The 15,682-nt window shown below is 62.9% G+C and carries 19 protein-coding genes; 11 read left to right on the top strand and 8 right to left on the bottom strand.

Features of this window, described 5'->3' with window-relative positions:
* Positions 1-8: 8 nt before the first annotated feature.
* A complete protein-coding gene (locus I9018_RS15150) occupies positions 9-689 on the bottom strand; it encodes a polysaccharide lyase family 7 protein (RefSeq protein ID WP_241109974.1) in 681 nt (226 codons plus the stop codon).
* A 102-nt stretch (positions 690-791) separates the two neighbouring features.
* The gene (locus I9018_RS15155; protein WP_053129701.1) at positions 792-1,349 is read right to left on the bottom strand and encodes an ATP-dependent Clp protease proteolytic subunit; all 558 of its coding nucleotides are present in this window, start codon (positions 1,347-1,349) and stop codon (positions 792-794) included.
* Positions 1,350-1,649: 300 nt separating this feature from the next.
* Here I9018_RS15155 and I9018_RS15160 point away from each other — a divergent pair, with 300 nt between their 5' ends.
* A complete protein-coding gene (locus I9018_RS15160) occupies positions 1,650-2,126 on the top strand; it encodes a hypothetical protein (RefSeq protein ID WP_241110148.1) in 477 nt (158 codons plus the stop codon).
* Positions 2,127-2,250: 124 nt separating this feature from the next.
* Here the strand turns inward: I9018_RS15160 and I9018_RS15165 are convergent, their stop codons facing one another.
* Entirely contained in the window at positions 2,251-3,108 is an 858-nt protein-coding gene (locus I9018_RS15165) for an SDR family oxidoreductase (RefSeq protein WP_241109975.1), read from the bottom strand.
* 296 nt (positions 3,109-3,404) lie between these two features.
* On the opposite strand from I9018_RS15165, the gene I9018_RS15170 reads away from it, so the two are divergent.
* Positions 3,405-3,593: a hypothetical protein gene (locus tag I9018_RS15170; protein ID WP_241109976.1), complete on the top strand. Its 189-nt coding sequence runs from the start codon at positions 3,405-3,407 to the stop codon at positions 3,591-3,593.
* Position 3,594: 1 nt separating this feature from the next.
* Here I9018_RS15170 and I9018_RS15175 read toward each other — a convergent pair whose 3' ends face one another.
* Entirely contained in the window at positions 3,595-4,137 is a 543-nt protein-coding gene (locus I9018_RS15175) for a hypothetical protein (RefSeq protein ID WP_241109977.1), read from the bottom strand.
* 60 nt (positions 4,138-4,197) lie between these two features.
* Positions 4,198-4,509 carry a hypothetical protein gene (locus I9018_RS15180; protein ID WP_241109978.1) on the bottom strand — a complete coding sequence of 104 codons (312 nt, stop codon included), beginning with the start codon at positions 4,507-4,509 and terminating at the stop codon, positions 4,198-4,200.
* Between the two features lie 244 nt (positions 4,510-4,753).
* On the opposite strand from I9018_RS15180, the gene I9018_RS15185 reads away from it, so the two are divergent.
* From I9018_RS15185 to cyoD, 5 genes are all read left to right on the top strand, one after another.
* Complete coding sequence (locus tag I9018_RS15185; RefSeq protein ID WP_241109979.1) at positions 4,754-4,963, top strand: metallothionein; 210 nt, start codon at positions 4,754-4,756, stop codon at positions 4,961-4,963.
* A 209-nt stretch (positions 4,964-5,172) separates the two neighbouring features.
* Positions 5,173-6,075, top strand: a complete 903-nt coding sequence (gene cyoA / locus I9018_RS15190; protein WP_241110149.1) for a ubiquinol oxidase subunit II — start codon at positions 5,173-5,175, stop codon at positions 6,073-6,075.
* Entirely contained in the window at positions 6,065-8,038 is a 1,974-nt protein-coding gene (gene cyoB, locus I9018_RS15195) for a cytochrome o ubiquinol oxidase subunit I (protein ID WP_241109980.1), read from the top strand. Before cyoA ends, cyoB begins: the two co-directional genes overlap by 11 nt.
* A gap of 2 nt (positions 8,039-8,040) precedes the next feature.
* Complete coding sequence (cyoC, locus tag I9018_RS15200) at positions 8,041-8,655, top strand: cytochrome o ubiquinol oxidase subunit III (RefSeq protein ID WP_241109981.1); 615 nt, start codon at positions 8,041-8,043, stop codon at positions 8,653-8,655.
* A 1-nt stretch (position 8,656) separates the two neighbouring features.
* Positions 8,657-8,995 (top strand): cytochrome o ubiquinol oxidase subunit IV, encoded by a 339-nt coding sequence (cyoD, locus tag I9018_RS15205; protein WP_185701400.1) that lies wholly within the window; start codon positions 8,657-8,659, stop codon positions 8,993-8,995.
* Positions 8,996-9,115: 120 nt separating this feature from the next.
* Here cyoD and I9018_RS15210 read toward each other — a convergent pair whose 3' ends face one another.
* The 3 genes from I9018_RS15210 to I9018_RS15220 form a co-directional block, all read right to left on the bottom strand.
* Positions 9,116-9,493, bottom strand: coding sequence for an NUDIX hydrolase (locus tag I9018_RS15210; protein WP_241109982.1), 378 nt, complete (start codon positions 9,491-9,493; stop codon positions 9,116-9,118).
* 94 nt (positions 9,494-9,587) lie between these two features.
* The gene (locus I9018_RS15215; RefSeq protein WP_241109983.1) at positions 9,588-10,091 is read right to left on the bottom strand and encodes a DUF4142 domain-containing protein; all 504 of its coding nucleotides are present in this window, start codon (positions 10,089-10,091) and stop codon (positions 9,588-9,590) included.
* 89 nt (positions 10,092-10,180) lie between these two features.
* On the bottom strand, positions 10,181-10,795 hold the full coding sequence (locus I9018_RS15220; RefSeq protein WP_241109984.1) for a Yip1 family protein: 615 nt from the start codon (positions 10,793-10,795) through the stop codon (positions 10,181-10,183).
* A gap of 211 nt (positions 10,796-11,006) precedes the next feature.
* Here I9018_RS15220 and I9018_RS15225 point away from each other — a divergent pair, with 211 nt between their 5' ends.
* From I9018_RS15225 to I9018_RS15240, 4 genes are read left to right on the top strand one after another with little or no spacing between them, the layout of a single operon-like run.
* Positions 11,007-12,377 carry an iron-containing redox enzyme family protein gene (locus I9018_RS15225; RefSeq protein ID WP_241109985.1) on the top strand — a complete coding sequence of 457 codons (1,371 nt, stop codon included), beginning with the start codon at positions 11,007-11,009 and terminating at the stop codon, positions 12,375-12,377.
* Between the two features lie 15 nt (positions 12,378-12,392).
* A complete protein-coding gene (locus tag I9018_RS15230; protein WP_241109986.1) occupies positions 12,393-13,373 on the top strand; it encodes a class I SAM-dependent methyltransferase in 981 nt (326 codons plus the stop codon).
* Between the two features lie 12 nt (positions 13,374-13,385).
* Positions 13,386-14,567: a carboxylate-amine ligase gene (locus I9018_RS15235; protein ID WP_241109987.1), complete on the top strand. Its 1,182-nt coding sequence runs from the start codon at positions 13,386-13,388 to the stop codon at positions 14,565-14,567.
* Positions 14,564-15,652 (top strand): M28 family peptidase, encoded by a 1,089-nt coding sequence (locus I9018_RS15240; protein ID WP_241109988.1) that lies wholly within the window; start codon positions 14,564-14,566, stop codon positions 15,650-15,652. The genes I9018_RS15235 and I9018_RS15240 overlap by 4 nt, the downstream gene beginning before the upstream one ends.
* Positions 15,653-15,682 lie beyond the last annotated feature (30 nt).

Here is a 15,682-nt window from a genome sequence, read left to right on the forward strand (position 1 = left end):
GGTTCGCTTCAAGCCAGCGTATGGCTGACTTGCAGCTCACTGATGATGCACACCGAACCGTCGCTGGCGGGGGTGCTGTCGCTGTAGTCGACCTGGTTGTAGACCCCGCCGTGGAAGTCGAAACGGTGGTCGTTCCAACTACTGTCCAATTGCCCTGGAGTACTGGCGCTGGTGACGCCGTTGCAGGTCACCACCACCAGGACCAGGCCAGCGGCAGTGGCGCTCAGGGTGATTTCGAAGGGAGCCTGCAACGGCACGTTGGTGGCGATGATGCTGGTGGCCGGTTCGCCCTGGTTGAAACTGGCGCGAAAGCCCCAGGTGATCCTGCCCTTGTTCCAGAACACCTTGACCGCCGGACTGTCGTCGTCCTTGACGTGCATCTGCGAGATCACCACCTTTTGCGCCGAATTGACCTGCTCCAGGCGCATGACCTGGCGGTTGCCATGCAGGTTGGCGCTGGCCAGGGACCAGTACAGCGGCTCCTTCCACTCGCAGCGGGTGCGGTGGGTGCTCTTGCTGGAGGCGCCACGGGTCGGCGCGCTCATGCGGATCGAGCCGTCGGGCAATTGGCTGATGACTTGGGGCACCTGGGCCAGGGCCTGGGCGCCCATCAGTTCCAGGGCCACCGGGTTGCTTGGGGAACTGGCAACCGGGGTGGTGATCATGAAGGGAAGGATGTCGACTGCCATGGGGAGTTCCTCGTCGCTGCAAGCGGCCTGTGGATCAGGGCCACTCGAGGGGATGACGCCAGAGGCCGGCGGACGTTCCCGCAGCCTGCCGGGTGGTGACGCCTAGGCACCGCTGACTTTCCAGTGCTTGAGGTCGTCGGCGAACACGGGCTGGCGCACCTCGTGGGCGATACCGTAGGCCAGCGACTCATGGGCGGCGATGACCTTTTCCTCGGCCGACAGGCATTTGAAGATGTCCAGCTGGGTCTCGGCGGCCGCGGTCTCGATCTCGTAGATCTTCACGTAGCGCGCCAGATCGTTGTCCAGGCTCGACAGGTACTCGCGCAGGCGCTGGTGATCCACCGAGCTCTGGCTGAAGTACCAGTTCATCGGATGGATCAGGAAGCGTGAATGAGGCGTAGTGATGCGCCGGTTGGCCGCCAGGAACAGGATGATTCCCATGGATTCGATGTTGCCCGCATTGATCGCGCACAAGGGCACCGGCAAGGACTTGAGGAAGGTATAGAGGGTGAAGCCGAAGTTGGTGCTGCCACCGGTGGTCGACAGGTTCAGGAGCAACGAGCTGGCGCCTTCTTCGATGGCTTGCAGGCACGAGTCGCGAAAACGTTCGCTGGTGCTCTGGTCGATCTGGCAATGGAAGTGAACGATGTGTTCGGTCATAGGACCACTCCCCATGGCGTTGAGGTAAACGTCTACCCGTCGGTTGAGCTTGGCGTGCCAGCGAAGGTTCCACCGTTCTGCTCCGAGTCTGCGAGGCCAACAGCGGTTCGCGGATGAAGATGTGCGGCAAACCCGATTGAACGTCATCCAGGCAGGCAGACCTAAACCATGTACGCCCTGCCAGGCATCCGGACTCTGGTTTTGGGGCTGCCATCATCGACCCGAACCCCGGAGACTGCCGTGCCTCGTATCCTGACCTCCCGTACGGACGCCACCGATCTGAGCGAACACAATGCCTTGATGTTCGGTTCGCCCAAGGAACGCCTGGACTTTTATCGGCGGGAAATCCAGTACGAGACCAGCATCCTGGCCAATCGCACCGACGCCTACCTGGCGGCGCAATCGTTCCTTGTTATCGCTTTCGCCTCGTCGATGTCCAATCTCAACCCCGAGTGGGGCAAGTTGTTCACCCTGCTGGTACCACCGTTCCTGGCCCTGCTGGGTATCCTCACGACGCTTAATGCCTGGCCGGGCATCCGTGCCGCCTACGACATCATCGACCACTGGTATTTCAAGCAAGCCCAGTTGCTGCGCAGCGAGCCGCTGATGGGACTGGCCTACGACGAGTCGCCGTTGTTCTGTGAAAGCGAGTCGACCCACAAGGGCTATCGCAAATCCCTGCTGTTTTCCCTGCGTACGCCCTGGATCTTCGCGATCTTCTGGCTGCTGCTGGGAGGTTGGGCGATCTACATCCAGCTCAGCAACCCAGGGGGCTGAGCAATCATATGCACCCCCCGATCATGGCCCCGTTGATGACGGCCAGTGCGCTGAAAATTTACCTGGATTGCGGTCGCTCCAGCTGGCCGCTGGAAATAGCCGTCGTGCAATCAAGACCCAGGCTTCAGAGAATTGGCTTACCGCCGGTGACACCTATGCGCGAGCCGGAAAGGTAGCTGGCCTCGTCGCTCGCCAGCAGGACATAGATGGGCGCCACTTCCACCGGCTGGCCCGGACGGCCCAGGGGCGTCTGCTCGCCGAAGTGGGTGACAGCCTCTGGCGGCATGGTGGAGACGATCAGCGGCGTCCAGATGGGACCGGGGGCGACGCTGTTGACCCGGATGCCGACGGGGCCCAGCAGTTGCGCCAGCCCGGCGCTGAAATTGGCGATGGCGCCCTTGGTGGTGGCATAGGGCAGCAGCGTCGGTTTAGGGGCGTCGGAATTGATCGAGCTGGTGTTGATGATCGAACTGCCGGGCGCCATGTGTGGTACCGAGGCCTGGCAGATGCGAAACATCGCGGTGATGTTGATATCGAAGGTCCGCACCCATTCTTCATCGCTGATGTCCGCCAGTTCATGGTGGGTCATCTGGTAGGCGGCATTGTTCACCAGGATATCGATGCGCCCGAACTGCTCCACGGTCTTGGCGACGATGTCGTGGCATTGCTGTCTGCCCGCCAGGTCGCCCGGTAGCAACAGGTATTGGCGTCCGGCCTGTTCCACCCAGCGGGCGGTCTCGTGGGCGTCGTCGTGTTCGTCCAGGTAGGCCAGCGCCACATCGGCGCCTTCCCGGGCGAAGGCAATGGCCACTGCCCGGCCGATGCCGCTGTCGGCCCCTGTCACCAGGGCGATCTTGCCGGCCAGGCGGCCCGAGCCCTGGTAGCTCTGTTCGCCGCAGTCGGGGTAGGGCGCCATGGCAGCTTGGGCTCCGGGAACCGCTTGCTGCTGTGCGGGAAAGGGTGGTCGTGGATAGGATTTCATGGGCACCTCCGGGGTGGCTGACAAGGTTCCGGCTGCCCCTGGGCATGCCTGGACCTTGGGGCGCCGAGGGAAAGACTCAGCGGGTGATTGGGCGTTCGCGGATGCAGGCCATGCCCGCAACAGCACACTTATTGGGAGGCCGGTGAGTTGTAAAAAATCGAAATGATTGGGTGAGCAGCGACGAGTGGTTACTCGTGAATAGAGAAAATTTCCTGCCAGCGCCGCTATGAGTTGAAACGACATGGACCGGGGCGCCTCAAACCCAATGAGTAACCTGTACTCAGAGGAGGTTTGGCATGAAAGTTCGAGCTGCAGTATCTCGTTCCTGGGCAATGAGCCCGACGACCCAGGGCCTGGCGGAACAAGATCCGGGGCCGGGCTTGACCGATGACCAGCGGGTCTGCCGCGAGGACCAACCCCAGGCGAAACGGGGGCCGCGAGTCGATCTGGGGCCTGCCGACTACGAGCGCCTCAAGTCTTCATAGGTCAAGGCTGGGGCTCAAGCTCCAGCAGCAGTCCACCGTTGGCGAGTCGCCGACCATGGCACACCCGGCCCCGGCATGTGTTTCCTGCCTGTTCGAAGCTCAAGCTCTGGGCATGCAGCAGTTGTTCGGGCCAGGGCTGGGTAATGAGTATTTGCAAACCAGGTTCGTATGCGTTGGTGTCGATGATTTCCAGCGGACATTCACAACTCAGGACGTTGACGCCAAACAGGGTGTCTTGCAGGTAGTGCAGTTTCGTCAGGGCAGTGTTTACAGGTGCAGTGACATCATTGCGGCCTGAGCTGGAAAAGCGCGAGAGCTGGCGTGTGACGACCATTTCTTCGAGGATCTCTCGAACTAAGCGGTTGATACCGGACGCTCCGTGATAACGGGAGCGGTCAATATTGGCGATGGTGAACTGGTTTGTGCCTGGCGCCAGGATATCCAGCGATGCGCTACTGTCGGCATTGATCACGCAAGCCACTCGGCAGTTGGGTAGTCTCTGTGCAATTGCGGTCTCGATTTCTAGTTTGCTTAAAGTATCCATGGGATATCCGAACAAAAGTCATGGGTTGGGCAAGAGGGATTACCAGGTCCCGCCATCTATTCAGAGCTCCTCGTCACGAGTCGGATCGAGGTTACGTAGACGTCCCGATTCTCCGCCCGCGATACGCAGGGCCTGGTCGACCCCACGTCTCAAGGCATGTTCCAGGCACCATTCGGCACCTGGCAGATGGGTCAAGCGTTCGGTTACGCATTGTCCCTGGGCGGTGTACACGCCGATCAGCAAGTCGACATCGCCAGCAGGCGTCTCGCGTGCCCGCACATCCACTCGGCAACCGTTGTCCAGTATTCGTTCGTGGCTGACCTCTGGCAGAACTTGCGCTTTCCACGCCGTATAGACGTTGCCCCTCTTCATGTTTACTTCTCCTGGCTCTGGGCAATTAGGCTGGCCAGTATAGGATCGTCTTTGTGAGTGGTTTGTGTGAGTTGGGAAAGTACCGACGGAAGGTTCGTGTAACTTGCTGTCATTGGGCCATCGATACCGCTCGTCAGAGTCGCAGTCAAATATTCAAACCATCACCATGGGACATATTCAAACCATTAACCAAACCTCCCGGGAGAGTTGGAATAACTTTAATTAAATCAAGAGGACGGTTCTCATGAATGATCAAACCAAGCGCTGTGCCTGCCCTGGATGCAACATCCCGATCGATCCCCAACAGCCTTTCGAACGTGACGCAAAGGCTTATTGCTGCGCGGCTTGCGCCGACCATCACCCCCACGGCGAGCCCTGCACCCATCTCGACTGTCATTGCGAAGACGGGGCTGTTGAGGAGAATGCTGTAATCGGCGAGCCCTCCAGTGGTTGATCATCTCGTACGTCAGGTGCCTCGACACTGGGGGAATTAAGTTCGGTGTTGAGTGGTAATGGTCAACGTAACTAGCGAAGCGGAAAAAGCATTCAGCCAATTGAATACAGTGCGCTTTATGGAATGGCTAAATAGTTCGCTGGAGTGTCTTTTTTATATATGGCGCCGCTTGAGGCTATCGACTGTGGGGGAACTTCACAGTGCAAACTATCAATAAGATCCTGCTGGTGGCCGCATGCGCTCTCTTATCCGCTTGCAACTTGATCGTGTTCAATCCCAAGGGTCAGGTCGCCACCGACGAGCGCAACCTGATCATCCTGGCCACAGCGCTGATGTTGTTGGTGGTGATCCCGGTCATCGTGCTGATGTTCGTGTTCGCCTGGCGTTATCGCTCGACCAACAAGCAGGCGCGCTATTCGCCGGGCTGGGCCAGTTCCCATCGGATCGAGGCGGTGGTCTGGGGCGTGCCGCTGCTGATCATCGTGATACTGGGCATCGTCACCTGGCGCACCACCCACTCCCTGGATCCGTACGAACCCATCGCTTCCGACAATTCGCCGCTGAACGTGCAGGTGGTGGCCACCGACTGGAAATGGCTGTTCATCTATCCGGACCTGGGCATCGCCTCGGTCAATGAACTGGCGCTGCCGGTGCATACCCCGGTGAGTTTTACCATCACCTCGGACGCCGCGATGACCTCGTTCTTCATCCCGGCGCTGGGTGGACAGATCTACGCCATGGCCGGCATGCAGACCCGCTTGCACCTGATCGCCAATGAAACCGGGCAATTCCGCGGGATCGCCGCCAACTACAACGGCCCGGGGTTCTCCGACATGCATTTCACCACCCAGTCCCAGACGCCGGCGCAATTCGAGGCCTGGGTCCAGAGGGTGCGCCAGGGGCCGCTGCGCCTCGATCAGCAAAGCTACGCCGTGCTGGCCCGACCCACCCTCGGCCACCCCATCCAGCACTACGCCAGCGTCGAGCCGGGCCTGTTTCAGGTCATCGTCGACCAGTACGAAGGCATGAACAAGGCCCGTGGCAGCGCCCGCCAGGCGGCCCCCGCCGACAACCCCCTGGGCGAAGCAAGGAGTTCGGACGATGTTCGGTAAATTGACCTGGGATGCGGTGCCCACCGGCGAACCCATCATCATGTACACCCTGCTGGTGGTCGGCCTCATCGGCCTCGGGGTGCTTGGCGCCGTCACCTACCAGCGCAAGTGGGGCTACCTGTGGCGCGAATGGCTGACCACGGTGGACCACAAGAAGATCGGCGTCATGTATATCCTGGTGGCGCTGGTGATGCTGCTGCGGGGTTTTTCCGACGCCATCATGATGCGCACCCAGCAGGCGATGGCGGCCTCGGGCGGGCCGGGCTACTTGCCGCCGGAACACTATGACCAGATCTTCACCGCCCATGGCGTGATCATGATCTTCTTCATGGCCATGCCGTTCGTGGCCGGTCTGATGAACCTCGTGGTGCCGCTGCAGATCGGCGCTCGCGATGTGGCCTATCCCTTTCTCAATGCCCTGAGCTTCTGGCTGTTCGTCGCCGGCGCGGCACTGGTCAATATTTCCCTGGGCGTGGGGGAGTTCGCCCGGACCGGGTGGGTGGCCTATCCGCCGTTGTCGGAGCTGGGCTACAGCCCCGGGGTCGGGGTGGACTACTACATATGGGCCTTGCAGATCTCCGGGATCGGCACCTTGCTCACCGGGGTGAATTTCTTCGTCACCATCCTGAAGATGCGCACCACCGGCATGACCCTGTTCAAGATGCCGGTGTTCACCTGGAACTCGCTGTGTACCGCGGTGCTGATCCTGGCGGCGTTCCCGATCCTCACCGCGACCTTGCTGATGCTGTCCCTGGACCGCTACCTGGGCATGCACTTCTTCACCAACGAGGCCGGCGGCAACCCGATGATGTACGTCAACCTGATCTGGGCCTGGGGCCACCCGGAGGTGTACATCCTGATCCTGCCGGCGTTCGGCGTCTTCTCGGAGATCGCCGCGACCTTCAGCAGCAAGCGCCTGTTCGGCTACGTGTCGCTGGTCTGGGCCACCATCGCCATCACCATCTTGTCGTTCATCGTCTGGCTGCATCATTTCTTCACCATGGGCGCCGGCGGCAACGTCAACGCCTTCTTCGGCATCATGACGATGATCATCGCCGTACCCACCGGGGTGAAGATCTTCACCTGGCTGTTCACCCTGTACCGCGGCCGCGTGCGTTTCGCCACGCCGATGCTGTGGACCATGGGCTTCATCGTCACCTTCAGCATCGGCGGCATGACCGGGGTCTTGCTGGCGGTGCCGGGGGCCGACTTCATGCTGCACAACAGCCTGTTCCTGATCGCCCACTTCCATAACGTGATCATTGGCGGTGCAGTGTTCGGCTACATGGCGGGGCTGACCTACTGGTTTCCCAAGGCCTTCGGCTTCACCCTCCATGACCGCCTGGGACGCCTGTCGTTCTGGTGCTGGCTGGTGGGCTTCTACTTCGCCTTCATGCCGTCCTATGTGCTGGGGTTCATGGGCATGACCCGGCGCCTCAACCACTTCGACAACCCAGAGTGGCGTCCCTGGCTGATGCTCGAGCTGATCGGTGTGGGCATCATCCTCTGTGGCGTCACCTGCCAGCTCCTGCAACTGTGGGTCAGCGTGCGCGACCGTCGGGCCAACCGCGACCGCAGCGGCGACCCCTGGGATGGCCGGACCCTGGAATGGGCCACCACCTCGCCACCGCCACTGTACAACTTCGCCGAGCAACCGGTGGTCGACGACCTCGATGCCTACTGGGGCATGAAGGAGCGCGGCACCAGCACCCTCAACCGTACCGACTACCGGGCCATCCACATGCCGCGCAACACCTCGGCCGGGCTGGTCATGAGTGTCTTCGCCCTGGTCTGCAGTTTCGCCCTGGTCTGGCACATCTGGTGGCTGGCGCTGGCCAGCCTGGTGGCCACGGTGGCTGCCCTGGTGGTGCGCAGCAACGATGAGGATACCGACTACTTCATTCCCGCCGACGAAGTGGCGCGGATCGAGAAGGCCCGGCTCGCAGACCTGGCGGAGACTTGAACATGGTCAATATCGTGCTGGACCAAGACATCGCCCATTCCCATGAACAGGGGCATGAAGACGCAGGTTCCCTGCGCCTCTTCGGCTTCTGGGTCTACCTGATGACCGACTGCATCCTGTTCGCCACGCTGTTCGCCAGCTACGCGGTGCTGCGTGACAGCGTAGCTGGCGGCCCGTCGACCCTGGACATCTTCGAGCTGCCCTATGTGCTGGCCGAGACCTTGTTGCTGCTCCTGAGCAGCATCACCTACGGCTTCGCCATGCTGGCCATGAATCAGGACCAACGGACCCAGGTGTTGCGCTGGCTGGGCCTGACCGCGCTGCTGGGCCTGGGTTTCGTCGCCATGGAGATCAACGAGTTCCACCAACTGATCAGCGAAGGCCACGGGCCGGATCGCAGTGCCTTCCTCAGCGCTTTCTTCACCCTGGTGGGCACCCACGGCCTACACGTGGCCTGCGGCCTGGTATGGATGGCGGTGTTGATGTGGCAAGTGCATTCCCGTGGCCTGGGTACCATCCAGGCCACGCGCCTGAGTTGCCTGAGCCTGTTCTGGCATTTCCTGGACGTGATCTGGATCTGCGTCTTCACCGTCGTCTACCTGCTTGGAGTGGCCTGATATGTATACCCAGAGTTCCGTACGCAGCAGTGCCGGCTCCAGCCATGGCAGCCGGCGTTCCTATCTGGTCGGTTTCGCGCTGTCGCTGGTGTTGACGCTGATTCCCTTCGCGCTGGTGATGTACCCCAGCCTGCCGCGCAACGTCACGCTGTGGGCCGTGGTGGGGCTGGGGGTGATCCAGATCCTGGTCCACCTACGCTATTTCCTGCACCTGGATACCGCCACCGAACAGCGCTGGAACCTCACCGCGCTGATTTTTTCCGCGGTGGTGATCCTCCTGCTGGTAGGGCTTTCGCTGTGGATCATGAACAGCATCCATCACAATATGCTCGCCCATTGAGCATCGCCGCGCTGAGGACCAGGGCAGCCTCAACGCAGGGAGGCCCCTTACCGATTGGGAGAAGACCTTCGAGGGCAAAGTTTGAACGACTTGCCCGAGGGCTCGACGAATGGCCGCGACTCAGGCGTCGACCGGCAAGTCCGGGTAGTGGGCGGTGACCGAGGCGATCAGCCGGCGGATTCGCGGCTTGACCGAGGGTTGGCGATGGACCCGTCGCCAGCGGCAATCGGCGATTTCATGGGCAGGCACTGCTTGTTCCCGTTCGTTCAGGCGCGCCTGGAACACATGGTGCAGGCAGTCGCCGTCGTGGTAGCGCATCAGGTAGCGCAGATCCCGGGCAATGATCCCGGTTTCCTCCTGCAGTTCACGCCAACCGGCCTCGGCGGGCGTCTCGCCGGGCTCGATACGCCCACCCGGCAGGGTCCAGTCAGCCTTGGACTTGCGTACATACAGCCATTGCCGGTTCTGGCAGCAGATTACGGTGGCACGTTGTTTCATGCTTATCTGCCTGAGCAGTCGGTCAGGGGGTTAAAGCCGGGCATCACGCAGCCCAACGGCATGGCTGGGTGATGTCCGGAGCGTAGTTCCAGCGTCATTTGGCGTGCTGGGTCTGCAGGCGCTTGGCCATGTCCAGGTGCATGCGCAGTTGAGGCAAGGTGCTCTGGGCGAATGCCTTGAGCTGGGCATCGTCCTTGGATTGCGATTCTTTTTCGAACAGCGCCACGGTTTTCTCATGGGCCTCGACCTGGTTATCGATATAGGCCTGGTCGAAGGACTCATCGCGCATTTCCAGGATCATCTTCTTCGCTCTGGCAGTCAGGGAGGCCTCGTCCGGCACTTTGATATCGAGCTTGTGAGCCAGATTCATCAGCTCCTGGTTGACTTTGGTGTGGTCGTCCACCATCTGCTGGGCGAAGGCCTTCACATCGGTGGCGGTGCTTTTCTCCAGCGCCAGCTTGGCGCTCTGCACTTCGTTGATACCGCCCTGGGCCGCTTCATCGACGAAGTCGCTGCTGTTGGCCGCTACTGCCAGGCTAGAGCCTGCGGCGGTCAGCAATAACGACAGTCCCAGTTGGCGCATGAGTTTGTGGTTCATAACGTTCTCCTCAGGAGGGGCACGACAAAGACATCGCCCTACTGTTGAGCACAGGGCGGGGCCAATGGTTTAGTTTTTTCCGCCCATGCTCAAAGTACCGCCACCGGTCGCAGGTATTGCGGTGCCAGCACGTTGAACCAGAGCAGGATCATGCTCACCAGGCTGGTCACCAGTACCAGCAGGCCCACACCCCATACCGAGGCGGCATACAAGCGCCCGCGTTCCTGGTTCAGGTACATGAACTTGGGCAGGCCCACCAGCAGCAAGTAACTGGCATGGACACTGGCCGCCAGCAGGGCCGCCACCGCCAGCCAGCGGCTGGGATACAGGCCGGTGATGCCGGCGATGAAGTAGGGCGTGGCGGTGTAGGCGGCGAAGCCGATGCACTGGTCGAGTGTCGGCCGGGCCTCGAAGGAGCGCGACATCCAGCGGATGAATCCGCCCATCAGCACGGTGCCCAGCAGGGCGGTCAGGTAGAGCAGCAAGGCCAGCTGCATCGCACTGGCCAGGCTCAGGCGCACCCGTTCGGCATCGACCAGGCTCCAGCCGACCTGGGTCACGCCAATGAACAGGCAAAGGGCGGGAGCCAGGGCCCAGAGCAGCAGGTGGGGCAGGTATTGCCGCGGCTTGCGTTGTTCTTCGCAACGGATCTGGACCCAGGCCGATTCCGGCTGGGTCAGTAGCTTGACGAGGTGGGTTTTCATGGGACCTCCGATAGGCCAATACCGTGTCACGGCTTCTTGGCATATGGAGGCGGGCGTGCATCCGGCGGTTCAAGTTTTATCCCTCAAGGCACCGGTCATCCATGCTTGGCGCAACGCGATGGAATCTTTTACCGCTCTGGCCTCTCTGCCTTTGAAAGGCGCACACCCTGTCGCCCCCGAACGATGCTGGCGTTGATCCAAGGAGCCTGCCATGAGCCTGCTGGAAGTTTTCCACGGTAGCCCGACGGTGTTACCCCACGATGCCGCCTTGCGTAGCCTGTACCACCAGCTGCTGGGCCCTGGCGATGCCCAGGCACACAGCCTGGGCCAGGAGTTCCTGGAGCGGCAATTGCAAAGCCTGGACCCGGCGGTCCAAGTGCTGCCCGGCGATCCCGGGCAACTGATGGCCATGGTCGAGGACAACTGCCAGGCGGTCAGCCGGCAATATGCCGACTACCTGGACCAGCGCCGGCAGGGGGCCGGGCGGCGGTTCTTCGGCAACAAGGCCCATGCCTTGTACTTCCTGCAGGGCGTGGCGCCTACCAAGCTGGTGGACGGCGCCTGGTTGCACGGGGTGCTGGCGCATTGGCGGGACTACCGCTACGACGGCCTGGTCAGCACCTACCTGGAAGAACTGGGGGAGGGCGAGGCGGCGCAGAATCATGTGGCCTTGTACCGTAGGCTGCTGGCCGAGCAGGGCTGCGACAGCGACCCGGGCCTGAGCGACGAGCACTATCGCCAAGGGGCGATCCAGCTGGCCCTCGGCCATTGTGCCGAGTCGTTCATGCCGGAGGTACTGGGCTACAACCTGGGATACGAACAGCTGCCGCTGCATTTGTTGATCAGCGCCTACGAGTTGAACGAACTGGGCATCGATCCCTACTACTTCACCTTGCACGTGACCATCGACAACGCCAGCAGCGGGCACGCGCGCAAGGCCGTGCAAGCGCTGTGGGACCTGCAGCCGGTGGGCATGGAGGGTGGGGAGTTCTGGCGTCGGGTATCCCGTGGCTACCAGCTCAATGACCTGGGCCTGGGATCCGCAGCGGTGATCCAGGCATTCGACCTGGAGCGCGAGCTGGTGGCGATGCTCGAGCGCAAGCGCCTGGCGGGACGGCACATGCATGGCGATTACTGCCGCTTCGATGGCAAGAGCGTGAACCAGTGGCTGGACCAGCCGGGGCAGATCCGTGGCTTCCTGCAAGCCCTACAGGACAAGGGCTGGATCAAGCGCAACCAGGATCCGCAGGACAGCCGCTTCTGGCAGTTGGTCCACGGGCACGGCGCGGCCATGTTCGGTGTGTTCAGCGGTTATGAAAAACAGCTGCTGCATGACTGGATCGCCGGCGACTGGGATATCGGTGGCTACCCCTCGCCCAAGCGCCGGATCCAGTCCCACGGCCTGCCGGAGCGCAACGATCAGGATCCGGAGACCCTGGCATTGCGCCAGGCGCTGCACGAGCAAGACGCCGAGCGGCAATTGCAATTGCTGCTGCCTTGGCTGGCGGCGCCCCGGCATTGCCGGCCGGCGGGATTGTTCGCCACGCGCACCTTCATCGATTTACGCCATCGCCTGCGCTGACCCCGGGAGCCTGCCATGAACCAACGCCCTTCATCCTTCCATCCGCCGCGCCAGGCGAGCCGGCCCCAGGCCGACCAGGCCTTGCTGCAACTGGGGCGACGCCTGCAAGCGGCGGGCTATCGCTTCGTCACGCCCACCCCGGCCACGCACCAGCGGGTCAACCGGCGCCCGGACGCCGCGTGCAGCGCCGACCTGCGCGATGTGTTCGGCTGGTCGAGGCCGTTCGCCGCCAGCCTGTTCGAGGCCACGGAACTGGATCTCTTGTACCAGGCCGGGATCATCCAGGCCGAGGCGGGGCGGCTGCACAGCACGGTGCGTTGGTCGAGCCTGGACGAGCTGCTGCTCGTGCACTCGGCCTATCCGACCGACGATGCCGAGGCGGTGTTCTTCGGCCCGGATACCTATCGTTTCGCACGCCTGATCGAGGCCTGCCTGCAACAGCGATTCACCGCCGTGCGGCGAGTGGCCGACATCGGCTGCGGCACCGGAGCGGGGGCCTTGCTGGTGGCGCGTGCCCGGCCCGAGGCCCAGGTGTTGGCCCTGGATATCAATCCGCGAGCCTTGCGCTACTGCGCAATCAATGCCGAATTGGCCGGGGTCGGCAATGTCGGCGTCTATCACAGCGATGTGCTGGACGGTGTCGAGGGGAATTTCGACCTGATCCTGGCCAACCCGCCCTACATGCGGGACCCTCGCCAGCGCGCCTATCGCCATGGCGGCGGGGCCCTGGGCGAGCACCTGTCGCTACGCATCCTGGCCCAGGCGCTGCCGCGCCTGGAGCCACAGGGAACCTTGCTGCTGTACACCGGGGTGGCGATGGTTCGCGGTCGCGATCCGTTCCTGGATGCCGCCCGTGCGTTGCTGCAAGGCGAGCGCTACGGCTGGACCTACCAGGAACTGGACCCCGATGTATTCGGCGAGGAGCTGGAACAGCAAGGCTATGAACAAGTCGAGCGCATTGCCGTGGTGGCCCTGACCGTCACGCGCCTGGCCTGAGGCGAGCACGGCATGAGCGCTTTCGACCCTGGCCAACCGCAATGCCTGGGCATCGAGGAGGAGTACCTGCTCACCGATCTTGGGAGTCGACGCATGGTTGCCGAGCCACCGCCCGAGGTACTGCGCGACTGCCGCGAAGCCCTTGGCCAGAACTTCGCCTACGAGATGTTCCAGGGGCAGATCGAGGTCGCCTCGCCAGTGTTCGACCACAGCGCCCAGGCCGGCGCCTACCTGCGCCAGGTACGCTCGGCCCTGGACCAGGCCCTGGCCAGCCACGGCCTGGGGTTTGTCTGTGCCGGCAGTCATCCGCTGGCTGACTGGCACGAGCAGCGGGCGACGCCGCAGGCGCATTTTCGCCAGCTGTTCGACGAATTCGCCCTGGCGGCCCGGCGCAGCGTGCTCAGTGGCTTGCATGTGCATGCCCAAGTGCCGGCGGCGGTGGACCGGATCGCGGTGATGAACGAAGTCTTGCCCTGGACACCGTTGTTGCTGGCGTTGAGCCTGTCCTCCCCATTCTGGCAAGGCCATGACAGTGGCTATCTCAGCTACCGCCAGGTCGCCTGCGATGAATGGCCGCGCATGGGCATCCCCGAGTACCTGCACGATCACCAGGCCTATGACGACTACCTGCGGTTGTTGCGCGGCATTGGCGCGCTGGGTGCCGAGGACAATGCCTGGTGGGGCATTCGCCCGGCGTTGCGCTACCCGACCCTGGAACTGCGCATGACCGATGCCTGCCCCCGGGTCGCGGATGCCCAGACCCTCGCCGGACTGTTCGCGGTGATGGTTCGACATGCCTGCCTGTTGCCCGCGGCGGGTAGCCAGTACACCCAGGCCCGGCGCTGGCTGCTCAAGGAGAACCGTGTCCAGGCCCGGCGCCGGGGAGCCCAGGGGCGCTACCTGATGAGCCCGGAACAGGCACCGATGGACCTGGGGCAATGGCTGGACCTGGCTGAACAGGTATTTGGCGCCACTGCGCAAGCCCTGGGCGAAGAGACGCTGTTCGAACGCGCGCGCCAGCTGCTGCGGGGTGGTTGCAGCGCTGAGCGGCAACTGCGTTGCCATGCCGCCCAACCCGCAGAAGCGGACCGCGAAACCCGCTGTCGGGCGGTGGTCGACCTGCTGCTGCAGGAAAGCCGCGATCCAGGACCGGAAACGACCCATGCCTCCATGAACGAAGGAAAGCCAATATGAATGTCGCACCCGCCGCATCGCCCACCGAGGGGCCCCAAGCCTGCCCGGAACTGCTCCAGCGCCTGCTGCTGGCTCGCGGCCCGGGTGGCCAGGAAGACGAAGTCCGGGCTATCTGCGTCGAGCACCTGCGGCGCTATTGCGACGAGACCCGGATCGATCCCGCAGGCAACGTCATCGGCCGGTTCGCCGGCCACGGCGCGCCACGTGCCGGATCGGGAATCTGCGTGATGGCGCACATGGACGAGATCGCCATGGTGGTCAAGCGGGTCATGCCTGACGGCACCCTGCAGGTGGTGGCCCTGGGAGGGGCCAATCCGGTGAACTTCGGCATGTGCCCGCTGGACATCCTCGGCGACCAGGCGATCTTGCCGGGGGTATTGTCCTTCGGCTCGATGCATGCCACGCCGGGCTCGCCCCAGGGGCGCGACGTGGTTTCGGGCAACGTGCACTGGAAGGATGTGCACGTCATCACCCGCTGTTGCCCGCAGCAGCTGCGCGCCCAGGGCGTGCGCCCGGGCACGCGGGTGGTCCTGAGCCAGCACTGGCGCAGCCCCTGGCGCGTGGGGGATGCCATCGCCGCGCATTTCATGGACGATCGGGCGCCGCTGGCGGCAGTGCTGGAATGTGCGAGGTTGCTCGCCGACCGGCGCGGGCGCCTGGAACAGGAGGTCTACTTGGTGCTGACTACCTGCGAGGAAGAGTCCAACGCCGGGGCCATGTATGCCGCTGCGCATCTGGCCTGCGATACCAGCATCGCCGTCGAGGTCGGCCCGGTGCTTGAAGAGTATGCGACGCGGTTGAGCCTGGATCCGATCATCAATACCGGTGACGAGAAAGGCTATTACAGCCGTTCGGTGGTCACCGGCTTGGCCAGCGCCGCGCAACGTTGCGGGTTGACGCCGCAGTATGCCTTGCTGGTGGACTTCGCCTGCGATGCCAGCGCGGTGCTCAGCAGCGGCCTGTGCGGGCGAGCAGGGTGCCTGGGGATCGCCACCGAGAACACCCATGGTTATGAGCTGGTCCTGGATGGCGCCATCGATGCCTGTGCCCGCACCCTGGCCGAGTATCTGGAGCATTTTTCCTAGCCGCGCCATTTGCCGATCCGCCTGGTCCGG

The sequence above is a fragment of the Pseudomonas sp. MPFS genome, from assembly GCF_022537035.1.
Taxonomy (GTDB): Bacteria; Pseudomonadota; Gammaproteobacteria; order Pseudomonadales; family Pseudomonadaceae; genus Aquipseudomonas; species Aquipseudomonas sessilinigenes.

What these genes read in the sequence shown, in the direction of transcription:
- I9018_RS15160 (WP_241110148.1), top strand. Translation starts at nt 1,650, where the DNA reads ATGTTCGGTTCGCCCAAGGAACGCCTGGACTTTTATCGGCGGGAAATC.
- I9018_RS15240 (WP_241109988.1), top strand. Translation starts at nt 14,564, where the DNA reads ATGAATGTCGCACCCGCCGCATCGCCCACCGAGGGGCCCCAAGCCTGC.
- I9018_RS15235 (WP_241109987.1), top strand. Translation starts at nt 13,386, where the DNA reads ATGAGCGCTTTCGACCCTGGCCAACCGCAATGCCTGGGCATCGAGGAG.
- cyoC (WP_241109981.1), top strand. Translation starts at nt 8,041, where the DNA reads ATGGTCAATATCGTGCTGGACCAAGACATCGCCCATTCCCATGAACAG.
- I9018_RS15155 (WP_053129701.1), bottom strand. Translation starts at nt 1,349, where the DNA reads ATGACCGAACACATCGTTCACTTCCATTGCCAGATCGACCAGAGCACC.
- cyoD (WP_185701400.1), top strand. Translation starts at nt 8,657, where the DNA reads ATGTATACCCAGAGTTCCGTACGCAGCAGTGCCGGCTCCAGCCATGGC.
- I9018_RS15150 (WP_241109974.1), bottom strand. Translation starts at nt 689, where the DNA reads ATGGCAGTCGACATCCTTCCCTTCATGATCACCACCCCGGTTGCCAGT.
- I9018_RS15170 (WP_241109976.1), top strand. Translation starts at nt 3,405, where the DNA reads ATGAAAGTTCGAGCTGCAGTATCTCGTTCCTGGGCAATGAGCCCGACG.
- I9018_RS15180 (WP_241109978.1), bottom strand. Translation starts at nt 4,509, where the DNA reads ATGAAGAGGGGCAACGTCTATACGGCGTGGAAAGCGCAAGTTCTGCCA.
- cyoB (WP_241109980.1), top strand. Translation starts at nt 6,065, where the DNA reads ATGTTCGGTAAATTGACCTGGGATGCGGTGCCCACCGGCGAACCCATC.
- I9018_RS15185 (WP_241109979.1), top strand. Translation starts at nt 4,754, where the DNA reads ATGAATGATCAAACCAAGCGCTGTGCCTGCCCTGGATGCAACATCCCG.
- I9018_RS15220 (WP_241109984.1), bottom strand. Translation starts at nt 10,795, where the DNA reads ATGAAAACCCACCTCGTCAAGCTACTGACCCAGCCGGAATCGGCCTGG.
- I9018_RS15210 (WP_241109982.1), bottom strand. Translation starts at nt 9,493, where the DNA reads ATGAAACAACGTGCCACCGTAATCTGCTGCCAGAACCGGCAATGGCTG.
- I9018_RS15225 (WP_241109985.1), top strand. Translation starts at nt 11,007, where the DNA reads ATGAGCCTGCTGGAAGTTTTCCACGGTAGCCCGACGGTGTTACCCCAC.
- I9018_RS15230 (WP_241109986.1), top strand. Translation starts at nt 12,393, where the DNA reads ATGAACCAACGCCCTTCATCCTTCCATCCGCCGCGCCAGGCGAGCCGG.
- I9018_RS15175 (WP_241109977.1), bottom strand. Translation starts at nt 4,137, where the DNA reads ATGGATACTTTAAGCAAACTAGAAATCGAGACCGCAATTGCACAGAGA.
- I9018_RS15165 (WP_241109975.1), bottom strand. Translation starts at nt 3,108, where the DNA reads ATGAAATCCTATCCACGACCACCCTTTCCCGCACAGCAGCAAGCGGTT.
- I9018_RS15215 (WP_241109983.1), bottom strand. Translation starts at nt 10,091, where the DNA reads ATGAACCACAAACTCATGCGCCAACTGGGACTGTCGTTATTGCTGACC.